The 17049-nt window shown below is 52.3% G+C and carries 17 protein-coding genes and 1 other annotated feature (1 of these 18 only partly in view); of the genes, 13 read left to right on the forward strand and 4 right to left on the reverse strand.

The window, feature by feature from the left end:
* Nucleotides 1-73: 73 nt before the first annotated feature.
* Genes serB through nadR form a run of 3 tightly spaced genes read left to right on the forward strand, consistent with a single transcriptional unit; the run spans nucleotide 74 to nucleotide 3726 of the window.
* Nucleotides 74-1042 (forward strand): phosphoserine phosphatase, encoded by a 969-nt coding sequence (serB, locus tag K0778_RS15970; RefSeq protein ID WP_001132956.1) that lies wholly within the window; start codon nucleotides 74-76, stop codon nucleotides 1040-1042.
* A 48-nt stretch (nucleotides 1043-1090) separates the two neighbouring features.
* Nucleotides 1091-2473 carry a DNA repair protein RadA gene (radA, locus tag K0778_RS15975; protein ID WP_001029698.1) on the forward strand — a complete coding sequence of 461 codons (1383 nt, stop codon included), beginning with the start codon at nucleotides 1091-1093 and terminating at the stop codon, nucleotides 2471-2473.
* 20 nt (nucleotides 2474-2493) lie between these two features.
* The gene (gene nadR / locus K0778_RS15980) at nucleotides 2494-3726 is read left to right on the forward strand and encodes a multifunctional transcriptional regulator/nicotinamide-nucleotide adenylyltransferase/ribosylnicotinamide kinase NadR (RefSeq protein ID WP_000093813.1); all 1233 of its coding nucleotides are present in this window, start codon (nucleotides 2494-2496) and stop codon (nucleotides 3724-3726) included.
* 306 nt (nucleotides 3727-4032) lie between these two features.
* On the opposite strand, the gene ettA is transcribed toward nadR, so the two are convergent.
* Nucleotides 4033-5700 carry an energy-dependent translational throttle protein EttA gene (ettA, locus tag K0778_RS15985; RefSeq protein ID WP_000046749.1) on the reverse strand — a complete coding sequence of 556 codons (1668 nt, stop codon included), beginning with the start codon at nucleotides 5698-5700 and terminating at the stop codon, nucleotides 4033-4035.
* A gap of 210 nt (nucleotides 5701-5910) precedes the next feature.
* Between ettA and sltY the strand changes: the two genes are divergently transcribed.
* Nucleotides 5911-7848 carry a murein transglycosylase gene (sltY, locus tag K0778_RS15990; RefSeq protein WP_063084552.1) on the forward strand — a complete coding sequence of 646 codons (1938 nt, stop codon included), beginning with the start codon at nucleotides 5911-5913 and terminating at the stop codon, nucleotides 7846-7848.
* 89 nt (nucleotides 7849-7937) lie between these two features.
* Nucleotides 7938-8264 (forward strand): trp operon repressor, encoded by a 327-nt coding sequence (trpR, locus tag K0778_RS15995; protein ID WP_000068679.1) that lies wholly within the window; start codon nucleotides 7938-7940, stop codon nucleotides 8262-8264.
* Nucleotides 8265-8348: 84 nt separating this feature from the next.
* On the opposite strand, the gene yjjX is transcribed toward trpR, so the two are convergent.
* A complete protein-coding gene (gene yjjX / locus K0778_RS16000; RefSeq protein WP_001341279.1) occupies nucleotides 8349-8870 on the reverse strand; it encodes an inosine/xanthosine triphosphatase in 522 nt (173 codons plus the stop codon).
* Nucleotides 8871-8921: 51 nt separating this feature from the next.
* Between yjjX and gpmB the strand changes: the two genes are divergently transcribed.
* A complete protein-coding gene (gpmB, locus tag K0778_RS16005) occupies nucleotides 8922-9569 on the forward strand; it encodes a 2,3-diphosphoglycerate-dependent phosphoglycerate mutase GpmB (protein ID WP_000942344.1) in 648 nt (215 codons plus the stop codon).
* Here gpmB and robA read toward each other — a convergent pair.
* Nucleotides 9566-10435: an MDR efflux pump AcrAB transcriptional activator RobA gene (gene robA / locus K0778_RS16010; RefSeq protein WP_000371666.1), complete on the reverse strand. Its 870-nt coding sequence runs from the start codon at nucleotides 10433-10435 to the stop codon at nucleotides 9566-9568. The genes gpmB and robA overlap by 4 nt on opposite strands.
* 210 nt (nucleotides 10436-10645) lie before the next feature.
* Between robA and creA the strand changes: the two genes are divergently transcribed.
* The 4 genes from creA to creD are packed head-to-tail and all read left to right on the forward strand — an operon-like array spanning nucleotide 10646 to nucleotide 14655.
* Nucleotides 10646-11119, forward strand: coding sequence for a protein CreA (gene creA / locus K0778_RS16015; RefSeq protein WP_000875487.1), 474 nt, complete (start codon nucleotides 10646-10648; stop codon nucleotides 11117-11119).
* A 12-nt stretch (nucleotides 11120-11131) separates the two neighbouring features.
* Nucleotides 11132-11821: a two-component system response regulator CreB gene (gene creB / locus K0778_RS16020; RefSeq protein WP_001188663.1), complete on the forward strand. Its 690-nt coding sequence runs from the start codon at nucleotides 11132-11134 to the stop codon at nucleotides 11819-11821.
* Nucleotides 11821-13245, forward strand: a complete 1425-nt coding sequence (gene creC / locus K0778_RS16025) for a two-component system sensor histidine kinase CreC (protein WP_001219614.1) — start codon at nucleotides 11821-11823, stop codon at nucleotides 13243-13245. The genes creB and creC overlap by 1 nt, the downstream gene beginning before the upstream one ends.
* Nucleotides 13246-13302: 57 nt before the next feature.
* Complete coding sequence (gene creD / locus K0778_RS16030; RefSeq protein WP_153449102.1) at nucleotides 13303-14655, forward strand: cell envelope integrity protein CreD; 1353 nt, start codon at nucleotides 13303-13305, stop codon at nucleotides 14653-14655.
* Between the two features lie 59 nt (nucleotides 14656-14714).
* Here creD and arcA read toward each other — a convergent pair whose 3' ends face one another.
* A complete protein-coding gene (gene arcA / locus K0778_RS16035) occupies nucleotides 14715-15431 on the reverse strand; it encodes a two-component system response regulator ArcA (protein ID WP_001194358.1) in 717 nt (238 codons plus the stop codon).
* Nucleotides 15432-15526: 95 nt separating this feature from the next.
* On the opposite strand from arcA, the gene yjjY reads away from it, so the two are divergent.
* The 3 genes from yjjY to thrL all read left to right on the forward strand — a co-directional run bounded on the left by yjjY (nucleotide 15527) and on the right by thrL (nucleotide 17032).
* Nucleotides 15527-15667, forward strand: a complete 141-nt coding sequence (yjjY, locus tag K0778_RS16040) for a protein YjjY (protein WP_001303782.1) — start codon at nucleotides 15527-15529, stop codon at nucleotides 15665-15667.
* 399 nt (nucleotides 15668-16066) lie between these two features.
* Nucleotides 16067-16753, forward strand: a complete 687-nt coding sequence (locus K0778_RS16045; protein ID WP_001223181.1) for a tRNA/rRNA methyltransferase — start codon at nucleotides 16067-16069, stop codon at nucleotides 16751-16753.
* A gap of 213 nt (nucleotides 16754-16966) precedes the next feature.
* Nucleotides 16967-17032 carry a thr operon leader peptide gene (gene thrL, locus K0778_RS16050; protein WP_001386572.1) on the forward strand — a complete coding sequence of 22 codons (66 nt, stop codon included), beginning with the start codon at nucleotides 16967-16969 and terminating at the stop codon, nucleotides 17030-17032.
* Nucleotides 16968-17049, forward strand: a sequence feature (Thr leader region); it runs 38 nt beyond the window's last position. It overlaps the preceding gene by 65 nt.

Below are 17049 nucleotides of genomic sequence, written 5' to 3' on the forward strand. Positions count from 1 at the left end.
TGCCAGAAGCAATGGATACAAGGTAGCCTCATGCGTTATTTTCCCTGCTTCGAACGATTTTACAGGAGCCTTAATGCCTAACATTACCTGGTGCGACCTGCCTGAAGATGTCTCTTTATGGCCGGGTCTGCCTCTTTCATTAAGTGGTGATGAAGTGATGCCACTGGATTACCACGCAGGTCGTAGCGGCTGGCTGCTGTATGGTCGTGGGCTGGATAAACAACGCCTGACCCAATACCAGAGCAAACTGGGCGCGGCGATGGTGATTGTTGCCGCCTGGTGCGTGGAAGATTATCAGGTGATTCGTCTGGCAGGTTCACTCACCGCGCGCGCTACGCGCCTGGCCCATGAAGCGCAACTGGATGTCGCGCCGCTGGGGAAAATCCCGCACCTGCGCACGCCGGGTTTGCTGGTGATGGACATGGATTCCACCGCCATCCAGATTGAATGTATTGATGAAATTGCCAAACTGGCCGGAACGGGCGAGATGGTGGCGGAGGTAACCGAACGGGCGATGCGCGGCGAACTCGATTTTACCGCCAGCCTGCGCAGCCGCGTGGCGACGCTGAAAGGCGCTGATGCCAATATTCTGCAACAGGTGCGTGAAAATCTGCCGCTGATGCCAGGCTTAACGCAGCTGGTGCTCAAGCTGGAAACGCTGGGCTGGAAAGTGGCGATTGCCTCCGGCGGCTTTACTTTCTTTGCTGAATACCTGCGCGACAAGCTGCGCCTGACCGCCGTGGTAGCCAATGAACTGGAGATCATGGACGGTAAATTTACCGGCAATGTGATCGGCGACATCGTTGACGCGCAGTACAAAGCGAAAACTCTGACCCGCCTCGCGCAGGAGTATGAAATCCCGCTGGCGCAGACCGTGGCGATTGGCGATGGAGCCAATGACCTGCCGATGATCAAAGCGGCAGGGCTGGGGATTGCCTACCATGCCAAGCCAAAAGTGAATGAAAAGACGGAAGTCACCATCCGTCACGCTGACCTGATGGGGGTATTCTGCATCCTCTCTGGCAGCCTGAATCAGAAGTAATTGCCTGCCCGTCATCCTGCGGGCGGCACAGCATTAACGAGGTACACCGTGGCAAAAGCTCCAAAACGCGCCTTTGTTTGTAATGAATGCGGGGCCGATTATCCGCGCTGGCAGGGGCAGTGCAGTGCCTGTCATGCCTGGAACACCATCACCGAGGTGCGTCTTGCTGCGTCGCCAACGGTGGCGCGTAACGAGCGTCTCAGTGGCTATGCCGGTAGCGCCGGGGTGGCAAAAGTCCAGAAACTCTCCGATATCAGCCTTGAAGAGCTGCCGCGTTTTTCCACCGGATTTAAAGAGTTCGACCGCGTACTAGGCGGCGGCGTGGTGCCAGGAAGTGCCATTCTGATTGGCGGTAACCCTGGTGCGGGGAAATCCACGCTGTTGCTGCAAACGCTGTGCAAACTGGCCCAGCAGATGAAAACGCTGTATGTCACCGGCGAAGAGTCGCTGCAACAGGTGGCAATGCGCGCTCATCGCCTTGGCCTGCCGACTGACAATCTCAATATGTTGTCGGAAACCAGCATCGAGCAGATCTGCCTGATTGCTGAAGAAGAGCAACCGAAGCTGATGGTAATTGACTCCATCCAGGTGATGCATATGGCGGATGTACAGTCATCGCCTGGTAGCGTGGCGCAGGTGCGTGAAACGGCGGCTTATTTGACACGCTTCGCCAAAACGCGCGGTGTGGCGATTGTCATGGTTGGACACGTAACCAAAGATGGCTCGCTGGCGGGCCCTAAAGTGCTGGAACACTGTATCGACTGTTCGGTGCTTTTGGATGGCGATGCCGACTCCCGTTTTCGCACCTTGCGCAGCCATAAAAACCGCTTCGGCGCGGTGAATGAGCTGGGCGTCTTCGCGATGACCGAACAGGGGCTGCGTGAAGTCAGCAACCCTTCGGCAATTTTCTTAAGTCGCGGAGATGAAGTGACCTCCGGCAGCTCCGTGATGGTGGTGTGGGAAGGAACGCGTCCGTTGCTGGTGGAGATTCAGGCGCTGGTCGATCACTCGATGATGGCGAATCCGCGCCGCGTGGCGGTAGGTCTGGAGCAAAACCGTCTGGCAATCCTGCTGGCTGTCTTGCACCGTCACGGTGGTCTGCAAATGGCCGATCAGGATGTATTTGTGAACGTGGTCGGTGGTGTGAAGGTAACCGAAACCAGTGCCGACTTAGCGTTACTGCTGGCGATGGTTTCCAGCCTGCGTGACAGACCGCTACCGCAGGATCTGGTGGTGTTTGGTGAAGTCGGGCTGGCAGGGGAGATCCGCCCGGTGCCCAGCGGTCAGGAGCGAATCTCTGAAGCGGCGAAACACGGTTTTCGCCGGGCGATTGTTCCGGCGGCTAACGTGCCGAAAAAAGCGCCGGAAGGGATGCAGATTTTTGGCGTTAAAAAACTCTCCGACGCGCTTAGCGTGTTCGACGACTTATAATGAGAGATACGGAGGGAGATATGTCGTCATTTGATTACCTGAAAACTGCCATCAAGCAACAGGGCTGCACGTTACAGCAGGTAGCTGATGCCAGCGGTATGACCAAAGGGTATTTAAGCCAGTTACTGAATGCCAAAATTAAAAGCCCCAGCGCGCAAAAGCTGGAGGCGTTGCACCGTTTTTTGGGGCTTGAATTTCCCCGGCAGAAGAAAACCATTGGTGTCGTATTCGGTAAGTTCTACCCGCTGCATACCGGACATATCTACCTTATCCAGCGCGCCTGTAGCCAGGTTGACGAGCTGCATATCATTATGGGTTTTGACGATACCCGCGACCGCGCGTTGTTTGAAGACAGCGCCATGTCGCAGCAGCCCACGGTGCCGGATCGTCTGCGCTGGTTATTGCAAACTTTTAAATATCAGAAAAATATTCGCATTCATGCTTTCAACGAAGAGGGCATGGAGCCGTATCCGCATGGCTGGGATGTGTGGAGCAACGGCATCAAAAAGTTTATGGCTGAAAAGGGGATCCAGCCGGACCTGATCTACACCTCGGAAGAAGCCGATGCGCCACAGTATATGGAACATCTGGGGATCGAGACGGTACTGGTCGATCCGAAACGTACCTTTATGAGTATCAGCGGTGCGCAGATCCGCGAAAACCCGTTCCGCTACTGGGAATATATTCCTACGGAAGTGAAGCCGTTCTTTGTGCGTACCGTGGCGATCCTTGGCGGCGAGTCGAGCGGTAAATCCACCCTGGTAAACAAACTTGCCAATATCTTCAATACCACCAGTGCGTGGGAATATGGTCGCGATTATGTCTTTTCACACCTCGGCGGTGATGAGATCGCATTGCAGTATTCCGACTACGATAAAATCGCGCTGGGCCACGCACAATACATTGATTTTGCAGTGAAATACGCCAATAAAGTGGCGTTTATTGACACTGATTTTGTCACTACCCAGGCGTTCTGCAAAAAGTACGAAGGGCGTGAGCATCCGTTCGTGCAGGCGTTGATTGATGAATACCGTTTCGATCTGGTGATCCTGCTGGAGAACAACACGCCGTGGGTGGCGGATGGTTTACGCAGCCTCGGCAGTTCGGTGGATCGCAAAGAGTTCCAGAACTTGCTGGTGGAGATGCTGGAAGAGAACAATATCGAATTCGTGCGGGTTGAAGAGGACGATTATGACAGCCGTTTCCTGCGCTGCGTGGAGCTGGTGCGGGAGATGATGGGGGAGCAGAGATAACCGCGATGAAACGGCTCAAAGGCGAGGTATAAAATAAGTTTTTTGATGAGTTGAAAACCTTTCTGGAAGAGGCTGTCGAGATTAAACAAGGTTTGAAAAAACCTGCACGGGTGACCCGCTACGAAATTGCGGATACTAAGGCTGTTGTAGGCCGGAAAAGGCGTTCACGCCGTATCCGGCATTCGGTGCTCAATGCCTGATGCGACGCTTACCGCGTCTTATCAGGCCTGGAGATTCACAACGTATTGAAATTTCTTGGTTTGTAGGCCGGATAAGGCGTTCACGCCGCATCCGGCATTTTACGCATTACTTCGCAATACGCTTGTACTTGATACGCTTCGGCTCCAGTGCGTCTGCGCCCAGCGTGCGTTTCTTGTACTCTTCGTACTCAGTAAAGTTACCTTCGAAGAACTCAACTTTACCTTCATCCTGGTAGTCCAGGATGTGCGTGGCGATACGGTCGAGGAACCAACGGTCGTGCGAGATAACCATCGCACAGCCCGGGAACTCCAGCAGGGCGTTTTCCAGCGCGCGCAGGGTTTCGATATCCAGGTCGTTGGTTGGTTCGTCGAGCAGCAGCATGTTGCCGCCAACCTGCAGCAGCTTCGCCAGATGCAGACGACCGCGCTCACCACCGGAAAGTTCACCAACGCGTTTACCCTGATCAACCCCTTTAAAGTTAAAGCGGCCAACGTAGGCGCGGCTTGGCATCTCGGTGTTGCCGATCTTCATAATATCCAGCCCGCCGGAAACTTCTTCCCAAACGGTTTTGCTGTTATCCATTGAGTCACGGAACTGATCAACCGATGCCAGTTTCACCGTTTCACCTAAAGTGATGGTGCCGCTGTCCGGCTGTTCCTGACCAGAGATCATACGGAACAGGGTCGATTTACCCGCGCCGTTCGGACCGATGATCCCGACGATTGCCCCTTTCGGGATCGAGAAGCTCAGGTCATCAATCAGCAGGCGATCACCGTAGGATTTACGCAGGTTGCTGACTTCCAGCACTTTATCGCCCAGACGCGGTCCAGGTGGAATAAACAGTTCGTTGGTTTCGTTACGTTTCTGATATTCGGTGCTGTTCAGCTCTTCAAAGCGTGCCAGACGTGCTTTACCTTTCGACTGGCGGCCTTTAGTTCCCTGACGTACCCACTCCAGCTCTTTCTCGATCGACTTACGACGCGCCGCTTCTTGTGAAGCTTCCTGCGCCAGGCGCTGATCTTTCTGCTCCAGCCAGGAGGAGTAGTTGCCTTCCCACGGAATACCTTCACCGCGGTCAAGTTCGAGGATCCAGCCTGCAACGTTATCGAGGAAGTAACGGTCGTGGGTAATCGCCACCACGGTGCCCTCGAAGTCGTGCAGGAAGCGTTCCAGCCAGGCCACGGATTCGGCATCCAGGTGGTTGGTCGGTTCGTCGAGCAGCAGCATGTCTGGTTTTTCCAGCAGCAGGCGGCACAACGCTACGCGACGACGCTCACCACCGGAGAGGTTAGCGATTTTCGCGTCCCAGTCCGGCAGACGTAGCGCATCCGCCGCACGCTCCAGCTGTACGTTCAGGTTATGACCGTCGTGAGCCTGAATGATCTCTTCCAGACGGCCTTGTTCAGCGGCCAGCTTGTCAAAATCGGCATCCGGATCGGCGTACAGCGCATACACTTCATCCAGGCGTTTCAGGGCGTTAACCACTTCAGAAACCGCTTCTTCAATGGACTCACGCACGGTGTGTTCCGGGTTCAGCTGCGGTTCCTGCGGCAGGTAACCAATCTTGATGTCTGGCTGCGGACGCGCTTCACCTTCGATGTCTTTATCAATGCCCGCCATAATGCGCAGCAGGGTAGACTTACCCGCGCCGTTCAGACCCAGGACACCAATTTTTGCCCCAGGGAAGAAACTCAGAGAGATGTTTTTCAAAATATGACGTTTCGGCGGAACAACTTTGCCGACACGATGCATGGTATAAACGAATTGAGCCACGTTGGACTTCGCCTCTATGTTTATCGTGATGATGAGTTTTCAAAGGCGAAGTGTAGCCTTTTTCCCCGCCTAATCCCAGTTGGTCGATCACCTTCGCAGTAAAAGTAAAAAAGTGTCCGTAACGTGGCGTAAACGGCAATGACTGGTTAGCATAAATCTATTACGCGGCATGACGCTGCATTGATGTATTTACACTTAGAGGATGCGCTTGTGGAAAAAGCCAAACAAGTTACCTGGCGGCTGTTGGCTGCCGGTGTCTGTCTGCTGACGGTCAGCAGCGTGGCGCGAGCCGACTCACTGGATGAGCAGCGTAGCCGTTACGCGCAAATCAAGCAGGCCTGGGATAATCGACAAATGGATGTGGTCGAACAAATGATGCCTAGACTGAAGGATTATCCGCTTTATCCCTACCTGGAATACCGCCAGATCACCGATGATCTGATGAATCAACCGGCGGTGACGGTCACTAACTTTGTTCGCGCTAACCCCACGCTTCCTCCCGCTCGCACGCTGCAATCTCGTTTCGTCAATGAACTGGCGCGGCGTGAAGACTGGCGTGGCTTGTTAGCCTTTAGCCCGGAAAAGCCCGGAACTACCGAAGCGCAATGTAATTACTACTATGCGAAATGGAACACCGGGCAGAGTGAAGAAGCCTGGCAAGGGGCGAAAGAGCTGTGGCTAACCGGCAAGAGCCAGCCTAACGCCTGTGACAAGTTATTTAGCGTCTGGCGTGCGTCAGGTAAACAAGATCCGCTGGCTTATTTAGAGCGTATCCGTCTGGCGATGAAAGCGGGTAACACTGGCCTGGTAACAGTGCTGGCAGGGCAGATGCCTGCCGATTACCAGACTATCGCCTCGGCAATCATTTCACTGGCGAACAACCCTAATACGGTACTGACCTTCGCGCGTACAACCGGAGCGACCGATTTTACCCGTCAAATGGCGGCGGTGGCGTTTGCCAGTGTGGCGCGGCAGGATGCTGAAAATGCACGGCTGATGATCCCGTCGCTTGCCCAGGCGCAGCAGCTTAATGAAGATCATATTCAGGAGCTGCGCGATATCGTCGCCTGGCGTTTGATGGGCAACGATGTCACCGACGAGCAGGCGAAATGGCGCGATGACGCCATTATGCGCTCGCAATCCACGTCGTTGATTGAACGCCGTGTGCGAATGGCACTTGGCACCGGCGATCGTCGCGGCCTGAATACCTGGCTGGCGCGTCTGCCGATGGAAGCAAAAGAGAAAGATGAATGGCGTTACTGGCAGGCGGATTTATTGCTGGAACGCGGACGTGAAGCTGAAGCGAAAGAGATTTTGCATCAACTCATGCAACAGCGTGGTTTCTACCCGATGGTTGCAGCACAACGCATCGGAGAAGAGTATGAGCTGAAGATTGATAAAGCGCCGCAGAATGTTGACAGCGCCCTGACTCAGGGGCCGGAGATGGCGCGCGTGCGCGAGTTGATGTACTGGAATCTCGATAACACCGCGCGTAGCGAGTGGGCCAATCTGGTGAAGAGCAAGTCAAAAACAGAGCAGGCTCAACTGGCTCGGTATGCTTTCAATAACCAATGGTGGGATCTTAGCGTTCAGGCAACGATCGCCGGGAAGCTTTGGGATCATCTGGAAGAGCGATTCCCGCTGGCTTACAACGATCTTTTCAAACGTTACACCAGTGGGAAAGAGATCCCGCAAAGCTATGCGATGGCGATTGCCCGTCAGGAGAGCGCCTGGAATCCGAAAGTGAAATCACCGGTAGGGGCCAGCGGCCTGATGCAGATTATGCCTGGTACAGCGACCCATACGGTGAAGATGTTCTCTATTCCTGGTTATAGCAGCCCTGGGCAATTGCTGGATCCGGAAACGAATATCAACATTGGCACCAGTTACCTGCAATATGTTTATCAGCAGTTTGGCAATAACCGTATTTTCTCCTCAGCAGCTTATAACGCCGGACCTGGACGGGTGCGAACCTGGCTTGGCAACAGCGCCGGGCGTATCGACGCTGTGGCATTTGTCGAGAGTATTCCGTTCTCCGAGACGCGCGGTTATGTGAAGAACGTGCTGGCTTATGACGCTTACTACCGCTATTTCATGGGGGATAAACCGACGTTGATGAGCGCCACGGAATGGGGACGTCGTTACTGATCCGCACGTTTATGATATGCTATCGTACTCTTTAGCGAGTACAACCGGGGGAGGCATTTTGCTTCCCCCGCTAACAATGGCGACATATTATGGCCCAACAATCACCCTATTCAGCAGCGATGGCAGAACAGCGTCACCAGGAGTGGTTACGTTTTGTCGACCTGCTTAAGAATGCCTACCAAAACGATCTCCATTTACCGTTGTTAAACCTGATGCTGACGCCAGATGAGCGCGAAGCGTTGGGGACTCGCGTGCGTATTGTCGAAGAGCTGTTGCGCGGCGAAATGAGCCAGCGTGAGTTAAAAAATGAACTCGGCGCGGGCATCGCGACGATTACGCGTGGATCTAACAGCCTGAAAGCCGCGCCCGTTGAGCTGCGCCAGTGGCTGGAAGAGGTGTTGCTGAAAAGCGATTGATTTTGTAGGCCTGATAAGACGCGGCAGCGTCGCATCAGGCATCGTGCACCGAATGCCGGATGCGGCGTGAACGCCTTATCCGTCCTACAATGCCTGATACACGGCATTATGAAACGGACTCAGCGCCAGGATCACCGCCTGGTGATAGACGCTGGCGCGGGTGAGTTTCCCGGCGGTAAACACGCCGATCGCCCCTTCCTTACGACCAATCTCATCAATACCGGTATAACGCGACATCACGGGGCCGAGCGCCTCGCCTTCACGCACTTTTTCCAGAATCACCGCAGGCAACGGCAAAGTAGCCGAACGCGCCTCGCCGCGCTGGCTGGCGTTTTCAATCACCACCCAACTGAAAGTGCTGTCACCATCGATGCCAGCTTCAATCGCCACCCAAAAATCAGCCTCTGGAAGTAAACGGCGGGCATTTGCTACCCGATTTCGTGCGCCAGCGCGCGTTTCCTCACTGCCAAAGGGTTGTTCCGGTACACCGCTCTCGACGGCAACGGATGCAATATGGCAGGATCCTTCGCCGAAGATCTCGTGAAATGCCTGCAGAATGGCCTGAATTTTAGCGGGATTGGTGGTCGCACAGACAACTTGGTGCATAATCAGCATTACTCAGAAAATTAACGTTACAGCAGTATACGGAAAAAAAGCATGTTACAGGTATACCTAGTCCGCCACGGTGAAACGCAGTGGAACGCCGAGCGACGTATTCAGGGCCAGTCTGACAGCCCGCTGACCGCCAAAGGTGAGCAACAGGCGATGCAGGTGGCAACCCGTGCCAAAGAGCTTGGCATTACGCATATCATCAGTAGCGATTTAGGACGCACCCGGCGTACGGCGGAAATCATCGCCCAGGCCTGCGGCTGTGACATCATCTTTGATTCTCGCCTGCGTGAATTAAACATGGGTGTGCTGGAAAAAAGACATATCGATTCTCTGACCGAAGAAGAAGAGAACTGGCGTCGGCAGCTGGTCAATGGCACCGTTGACGGGCGTATTCCTGAAGGCGAGTCAATGCAGGAGCTCAGCGATCGCGTCAATGCGGCACTGGAATCTTGCCGGGACTTACCGCAGGGAAGCCGACCGCTGCTGGTGAGTCATGGTATTGCACTGGGATGCCTGGTGAGTACGATTCTCGGATTACCAGCATGGGCAGAGCGCCGCTTACGTCTGCGTAACTGTTCTATTTCGCGCGTGGATTATCAGGAAAGCCTGTGGCTGGCGTCTGGCTGGGTTGTTGAAACCGCAGGGGACATCTCGCATCTGGACGCCCCTGCATTAGATGAGTTGCAGCGTTAACGACGGATCGGAATCAGCAGTTCACAGCGCAGATTAATTGGGCGATCTCCTGCTTTGGCATCTTCTGCCGGGTAGTATCGCTCAATATCCTGACCTTTACGGCGCGTCAGGTTAAGCATTGGCATGCATGTTCCATATACCGTCAGGATAAACTCCTGCACGCCGGTTCCCAGACCTTCATAGGTAAACATCACATATTCGCCGCCCTGCAGCATCACCGGATGCCCCGTCAGTACATAGCCATCTGCCTGATCCTGGGCTAACGCGGTGGTATAGAATACTTCTTGTTCGTCGTCTTTATCCTGACTCGGACGCGTTTCATTCAGGCCGTAGAGCACCGGCGGAATGGTCGGCGCGTTGCCGAGAAAATCGTGCCAGAACTGATAACGCATTTCATGGCGGAAATCAGAGATTTGCTCCAGCGAACAGGAGTAGCTCTGGGTAACACCAATCAGCGGCGTATCTTCCAGGGTGACAAATTTGTGCTCTGGCATAGTGAATTCACCCAGACGTAGCGGCGGGCGAATACCAAAGGCGCTCCATTCAGGAGAACGGCGGTAAAGTGCAGGAGTCTGGGCAAACTGCTTCTTGAATGCGCGGGTAAATGTCTGTTGAGAGTCGAAGCGGTATTGCAGCGCGATGTCCAGAATCGGACGCGCAGTCAGGCGTAGTGCGACCGCCGATTTCGACAAACGACGAGCACGAATATACGCGCCAATAGCATGGCCAGTGACATCTTTAAACATTCTCTGTAAGTGCCACTTGGAATAACCTGCTTTCGCCGCTACATTGTCGAGCGACAGGGGCTGATCCAGATGACCTTCCAGCCAGATTAAAAGGTCGCGAATAATGCCGGCCTGATCCATAAAATATCCTCATCCTTTCAACAACGAGCACCTGACATCAGGTAATTGGATAATAGCATTTTTTGCTGTTTTAGCATTCAGTGTTTTTTTCTTAGTAGAGTATGTTTTAGGGCTTGACGGAAATAAAAGTATTGAGATTTTGTTCTTAATCAATATGTTATTTACCGTGACGAACTAATTGCTCGTGTAATAGATAAAAATGGTAACAATATGAAATACAAGCATTTGATCCTGTCTTTAAGCCTGATAATGCTGGGGCCATTGGCTCATGCAGAGGAGATTGGTTCGGTCGACACCGTATTTAAAATGATCGGCCCGGATCACAAAATTGTTGTGGAAGCCTTTGACGATCCCGATGTGAAAAATGTCACCTGTTATGTGAGCCGGGCGAAAACCGGGGGTATTAAAGGGGGATTGGGTCTGGCGGAAGATACCTCCGATGCGGCTATTTCTTGTCAGCAAGTCGGGCCGATTGAACTGTCGGATCGTATTAAAAACGGCAAAGCTCAGGGCGAGGTAGTATTCAAAAAACGCACGTCCCTGGTCTTTAAGTCGTTACAGGTCGTGCGCTTTTATGACGCCAAACGCAACGCGCTCGCTTATCTGGCTTACTCCGACAAAGTTGTAGAAGGTTCGCCGAAAAACGCGATTAGCGCGGTTCCTGTCATGCCGTGGCGGCAATAACAGAGGCGATTTATGCAACGGGAAACGGTCTGGTTAGTGGAAGATGAGCAAGGGATAGCCGACACGCTGGTCTACATGTTGCAGCAGGAAGGTTTTGCCGTCGAGGTCTTTGAGCGAGGCTTGCCGGTGCTGGATAAAGCTCGCCAGCAGGCTCCCGACGTCATGATTCTCGATGTTGGTTTGCCTGATATCAGCGGCTTTGAATTATGCCGCCAGTTACTGGCGCTCCATCCGGCGTTACCTGTACTGTTCCTGACGGCCCGAAGTGAAGAGGTCGATCGCCTGCTTGGGCTGGAAATTGGCGCTGACGACTATGTGGCTAAACCGTTTTCACCCCGCGAAGTGTGCGCCAGGGTGCGCACCTTACTGCGTCGGGTGAAGAAGTTCTCGTCGCCGTCTCCCGTCATCCGTATTGGTCATTTTGAATTGAATGAACCCGCGGCGCAGATCAGCTGGTTTGACACGCCATTAACGCTGACGCGGTATGAGTTTTTATTGCTGAAGACGTTACTCAAGTCGCCAGGCCGCGTCTGGTCCCGCCAGCAACTAATGGATAGCGTGTGGGAAGATGCGCAGGACACCTACGATCGCACCATTGATACCCACATTAAAACGTTGCGTGCCAAGCTGCGCGCCATCAACCCCGATCTTTCACCGATTAATACTCATCGCGGCATGGGATATAGCCTGAGGGGCCTGTAATGCGTATCGGCATGCGGTTGCTGCTGGGCTATTTTTTACTGGTGGCGGTGGCGGCCTGGTTCGTACTGGCTATTTTTGTCAAAGAAGTTAAACCGGGCGTGCGAAGAGCAACGGAGGGGACGTTAATCGATACCGCAACGTTGCTGGCGGAGCTGGCGCGTCCCGATTTGCTCTCTGGGGACCCAACGCATGGGCAACTGGCGCAGGCGTTTAATCAGCTACAACATCGCCCGTTTCGCGCCAATATCGGTGGCATTAACAAAGTGCGCAATGAATATCATGTCTATATGACCGATTCGCAGGGTAAAGTATTGTTCGATTCGGCAAATAAAGCCGTTGGGCAGGATTATTCGCGCTGGAATGACGTCTGGCTAACGTTGCGTGGTCAGTATGGTGCGCGCAGCACGTTGCAAAATCCTGCCGATCCCGAAAGTTCGGTGATGTATGTTGCCGCGCCGATTATGGACGGCTCGCGGCTTATTGGCGTTTTGAGCGTAGGCAAACCGAACGCGGCGATGGCTCCGGTCATTAAGCGTAGTGAGCGGCGAATTTTATGGGCCAGCGCCATTTTGCTGGGGATTGCACTGGTGATTGGCGCAGGCATGGTTTGGTGGATCAACCGCTCCATTGCCCGGCTCACTCGCTATGCCGATTCCGTCACTGACAATAAGCCCGTTCCTCTTCCTGAACTCGGCAGTAGCGAGTTGCGTAAGCTTGCGCAGGCGCTGGAAAGTATGCGCGTGAAGCTGGAAGGGAAAAACTATATTGAGCAGTATGTTTATGCGTTAACCCATGAGCTAAAAAGCCCACTGGCGGCGATTCGTGGCGCGGCGGAAATTTTACGCGAAGGTCCGCCACCGGAAGTGGTGGCTCGTTTTACCGACAACATTCTGACGCAAAATGCGCGTATGCAGGCATTGGTAGAAACGTTACTACGCCAGGCAAGACTGGAGAATCGTCAGGAAGTCGTTCTGACTGTTGTTGATGTGGCGGCATTATTTCGCCGCGTCAGCGAAGCGCGCACCGTGCAGTTGGCAGAAAAAAACATCACTCTACATGTTATGCCCACTGAGGTTAATGTTGCTGCTGAACCGGCGTTACTGGAGCAGGCGCTGGGGAATTTACTGGATAACGCCATCGATTTTACCCCCGAGAGCGGTCGCATAACGCTAAGCGCCGAAGTGGATCAGGAACACGTCGCCCTTAAGGTGCTGGATACCGGTAGTGGTATTCCTGACTACGCGCTGTCACGTATTTTTGAACGCTTTTACTCTTTGCCGCGTGCAAATGGGCAAAAAAGCAGCGGTCTGGGGTTGGCGTTCGTCAGTGAGGTCGCCCGTTTGTTTAACGGCGAAGTCACGCTGCGCAACGTGCAGGAAGGTGGCGTGCTGGCCTCGCTTCGACTTCACCGTCACTTCACATAGCTTCAAATTCTTCCCACATAGCCTTCGTATCCTGCTGCCATTGCAAAGGAGAAGACTATGTTGAAATCCCCCCTGTTCTGGAAAATGACCACCTTGTTTGGTGCAGTATTGCTGTTGTTGATTCCGATAATGCTGATTCGGCAAGTGATTGTCGAACGTGCCGATTACCGTAGCGATGTGGAAGATGCGATTCGCCAAAGTACCAGCGGGCCGCAAAAACTCGTTGGGCCGCTTATCGCTATTCCTGTGACCGAGCTTTATACGGTGCAGGAAGAGGATAAAACCGTGGAGCGGAAACGAAGTTTTATCCATTTTTGGTTACCTGAGTCATTGATGGTTGATGGCAATCAGAACGTGGAAGAACGCAAGATAGGGATTTATACCGGTCAGGTCTGGCACAGTGATTTAACGCTAAAAGCCGATTTCGATGTTTCGCGTCTTAGCGAGCTCAACGCGCCAAATATCATCTTAGGCAAGCCCTTTATTGTGATTAGCGTCGGGGATGCGCGTGGTATTGGTGTGGTGAAAGCGCCTGAAGTTAACGGAACGGCGCTGACCATTGAACCCGGCACCGGGTTAGAGCAAGGCGGGCAGGGCGTGCATATCCCTTTACCCGAAGGGGACTGGCGGAAGCAGAACCTGAAGCTGAATATGGCCCTGAATTTAAGCGGTACCGGCGATCTTTCTGTGATGCCTGCCGGGCGTAATAGCGAAATGACCTTAACCAGCAACTGGCCGCATCCCAGTTTTTTAGGTGATTTTTTGCCAGCCAAACGGGAAGTTAGCGAGTCAGGTTTTCAGGCGCAATGGCAAAGCAGCTGGTTTGCTAATAATCTCGGTGAGCGTTTTGCTTCAGGCAATGATACCGGCTGGGAAAACTTCCCCGCGTTTAGCGTCGCAGTGACGACGCCAGCCGATCAATACCAATTAACGGACCGGGCGACTAAGTACGCCATTCTGCTGATTGCACTGACTTTTATGGCGTTCTTTGTTTTTGAAACGCTCACCGCGCAACGTTTACACCCAATGCAATATTTGCTGGTGGGGCTTTCATTGGTGATGTTTTATTTGCTCTTGCTGGCGCTTTCTGAACATATCGGTTTTACCGTGGCATGGATAATCGCCAGTCTGATTGGGGCGTTAATGAACGGTATTTATTTGCAGGCGGTATTGAAAGGCTGGCGCAACAGCATGTTGTTTACCCTCGCGCTGTTGTTGCTGGATGGTGTGATGTGGGGACTGCTCAACTCTGCCGATAGCGCGCTGTTGTTGGGAACCAGTGTGCTGGTGGTGGCGCTGGCCGGCATGATGTTTGTGACTCGTAATATCGACTGGTATGCGTTTTCACTGCCGAAAATGAAAGCCAGTAAAGAAGTTACAATGGACGATCAATTACGTATCTGGAAATAAGGTTGAAAAATAAAAACGGCGCTAAAAAGCGCCATTTTTTTTGACGGTGGTAACGCCGATTAATCTTCCAGATCACCGCAGAAGCGATAACCTTCACCGTGGATGGTGGCGATGATTTCCGGCGTATCCGGCGTAGATTCGAAATGTTTACGAATACGGCGGATCGTCACGTCTACAGTACGGTCGTGTGGTTTCAGCTCACGGCCGGTCATTTTCTTCAGCAGTTCAGCACGGGACTGAATTTTGCCTGGGTTTTCACAGAAGTGAAGCATGGCGCGGAACTCGCTGCGCGGCAGCTTGTACTGCTCGCCATCAGGGCCGATCAACGAACGGCTGTTGATGTCCAGTTCCCAACCATTGAACTTGTAGCTTTCAACGCTACGACGTTCTTCGCTGACAGTACCCAGATTCATGGTACGGGACAGCAGGTTGCGTGCACGAATCGTCAGTTCACGCGGGTTGAACGGTTTGGTGATGTAGTCATCTGCACCGATTTCGAGGCCGAGAATTTTATCGACTTCGTTGTCACGGCCAGTCAGGAACATCAACGCAACATTCGCCTGCTCGCGCAGTTCACGCGCTAACAGAAGACCGTTCTTACCCGGCAGATTGATATCCATGATCACCAGGTTGATGTCATATTCAGAGAGGATCTGATGCATTTCCGCGCCATCTGTCGCTTCGAAAACATCATAGCCTTCCGCTTCGAAAATACTTTTCAACGTGTTGCGTGTTACCAACTCGTCTTCAACGATAAGAATGTGCGGGGTCTGCATGTTTGCTACCTAAATTGCCAACTAAATCGAAACAGGAAGTACAAAAGTCCCTGACCTGCCTGATGCATGCTGCAAATTAACATGATCGGCGTAACATGACTAAAGTACGTAATTGCGTTCTTGATGCACTTTCCATCAACGTCAACAACATCATTAGCTTGGTCGTGGGTACTTTCCCTCAGGACCCGACAGTGTCAAAAACGGCTGTCATCCTAACCATTTTAACAGCAACATAACAGGCTAAGAGGGGCCGGACACCCAATAAAACTACGCTTCGTTGACATATATCAAGTTCAATTGTAGCACGTTAACAGTTTGATGAAATCATCGTATCTAAATGCTAGCTTTCGTCACATTATTTTAATAATCCAACTAGTTGCATCATACAACTAATAAACGTGGTGAATCCAATTGTCGAGATTTATTTTTTATAAAATTATCCTAAGTAAACAGAAGGATATGTAGCATTTTTTAACAATTCAACCGTTAGTACAGTCAGGAAATAGTTTAGCCTTTTTTAAGCTAAGTAAAGGGCTTTTTCTGCGACTTACGTTAAGGATTTGTAAATTCGCGCCGCGTAATAAGTTGACAGTGATCACCCTGTTCGCGGTCATTTGGTCAAGAAGAGTGGCAATATGCGTATAACGATTATTCTGGTCGCACCCGCCAGAGCAGAAAATATTGGGGCAGCGGCGCGGGCAATGAAAACGATGGGGTTTAGCGAACTGCGGATTGTCGATAGTCAGGCACATCTGGAGCCAGCCACTCGCTGGGTCGCACATGGATCTGGTGATATTATTGATAATATTAAAGTTTTCCCGACACTGGTTGAATCGTTACACGATGTCGATTTCACTGTCGCCACCACTGCGCGCAGTCGGGCGAAATATCATTACTACGCCACGCCAGTTGAACTGGTGCCGCTGTTAGAGGAAAAATCTTCATGGATGAGCCATGCCGCGCTGGTGTTTGGTCGCGAAGATTCCGGGTTGACTAACGAAGAGTTAGCGTTGGCTGACGTTCTTACTGGTGTGCCGATGGTGGCGGATTATCCTTCGCTCAATCTGGGGCAGGCAGTGATGGTCTATTGCTATCAATTAGCAACATTAATACAACAACCGACGAAAAGTGACACAACGGCAGACCAACATCAACTGCAAGCTTTACGCGAACGAGTCATGGCATTGCTGACGACTCTGGCAGTGGCAGATGACATAAAACTGGTCGACTGGTTACAGCAACGCCTGGGGCTTTTAGAGCAACGAGACACGGCAATGTTGCACCGTTTGCTGCATGATATTGAAAAAAATATCACCAAATAAAAAACGCCTTAGTAAGTATTTTTCAGCTTTTCATTCTGACTGCAATGGGCAATATGTCTCTGTGTGGATTAAAAAAAGAGTCTCTGACAGCAGCTTCTGAACTGGTTACCTGCCGTGAGTAAATTAAAATTTTATTGACTTAGGTCACTAAATACTTTAACCAATATAGGCATAGCGCACAGACAGATAAAAATTACAGAGTACACAACATCCATGAAACGCATTAGCACCACCATTACCACCACCATCACCATTACCACAGGTAACGGTGCGGGCTGACGCGTACAGGAAACACA

Source organism: Escherichia sp. XD33, from assembly GCF_019375075.1.
GTDB classification, from domain to species: Bacteria; Pseudomonadota; Gammaproteobacteria; order Enterobacterales; family Enterobacteriaceae; genus Enterobacter; species Enterobacter flexneri_A.

Coding starts and splice junctions, on each gene's coding strand:
- serB (WP_001132956.1), top strand. CDS start 74: ATGCCTAACATTACCTGGTGCGACCTGCCTGAAGATGTCTCTTTATGG.
- nadR (WP_000093813.1), top strand. CDS start 2,494: ATGTCGTCATTTGATTACCTGAAAACTGCCATCAAGCAACAGGGCTGC.
- trpR (WP_000068679.1), top strand. CDS start 7,938: ATGGCCCAACAATCACCCTATTCAGCAGCGATGGCAGAACAGCGTCAC.
- yjjX (WP_001341279.1), bottom strand. CDS start 8,870: ATGCACCAAGTTGTCTGTGCGACCACCAATCCCGCTAAAATTCAGGCC.
- gpmB (WP_000942344.1), top strand. CDS start 8,922: ATGTTACAGGTATACCTAGTCCGCCACGGTGAAACGCAGTGGAACGCC.
- robA (WP_000371666.1), bottom strand. CDS start 10,435: ATGGATCAGGCCGGCATTATTCGCGACCTTTTAATCTGGCTGGAAGGT.
- creA (WP_000875487.1), top strand. CDS start 10,646: ATGAAATACAAGCATTTGATCCTGTCTTTAAGCCTGATAATGCTGGGG.
- creB (WP_001188663.1), top strand. CDS start 11,132: ATGCAACGGGAAACGGTCTGGTTAGTGGAAGATGAGCAAGGGATAGCC.
- creC (WP_001219614.1), top strand. CDS start 11,821: ATGCGTATCGGCATGCGGTTGCTGCTGGGCTATTTTTTACTGGTGGCG.
- creD (WP_153449102.1), top strand. CDS start 13,303: ATGTTGAAATCCCCCCTGTTCTGGAAAATGACCACCTTGTTTGGTGCA.
- arcA (WP_001194358.1), bottom strand. CDS start 15,431: ATGCAGACCCCGCACATTCTTATCGTTGAAGACGAGTTGGTAACACGC.
- yjjY (WP_001303782.1), top strand. CDS start 15,527: ATGACTAAAGTACGTAATTGCGTTCTTGATGCACTTTCCATCAACGTC.
- K0778_RS16045 (WP_001223181.1), top strand. CDS start 16,067: ATGCGTATAACGATTATTCTGGTCGCACCCGCCAGAGCAGAAAATATT.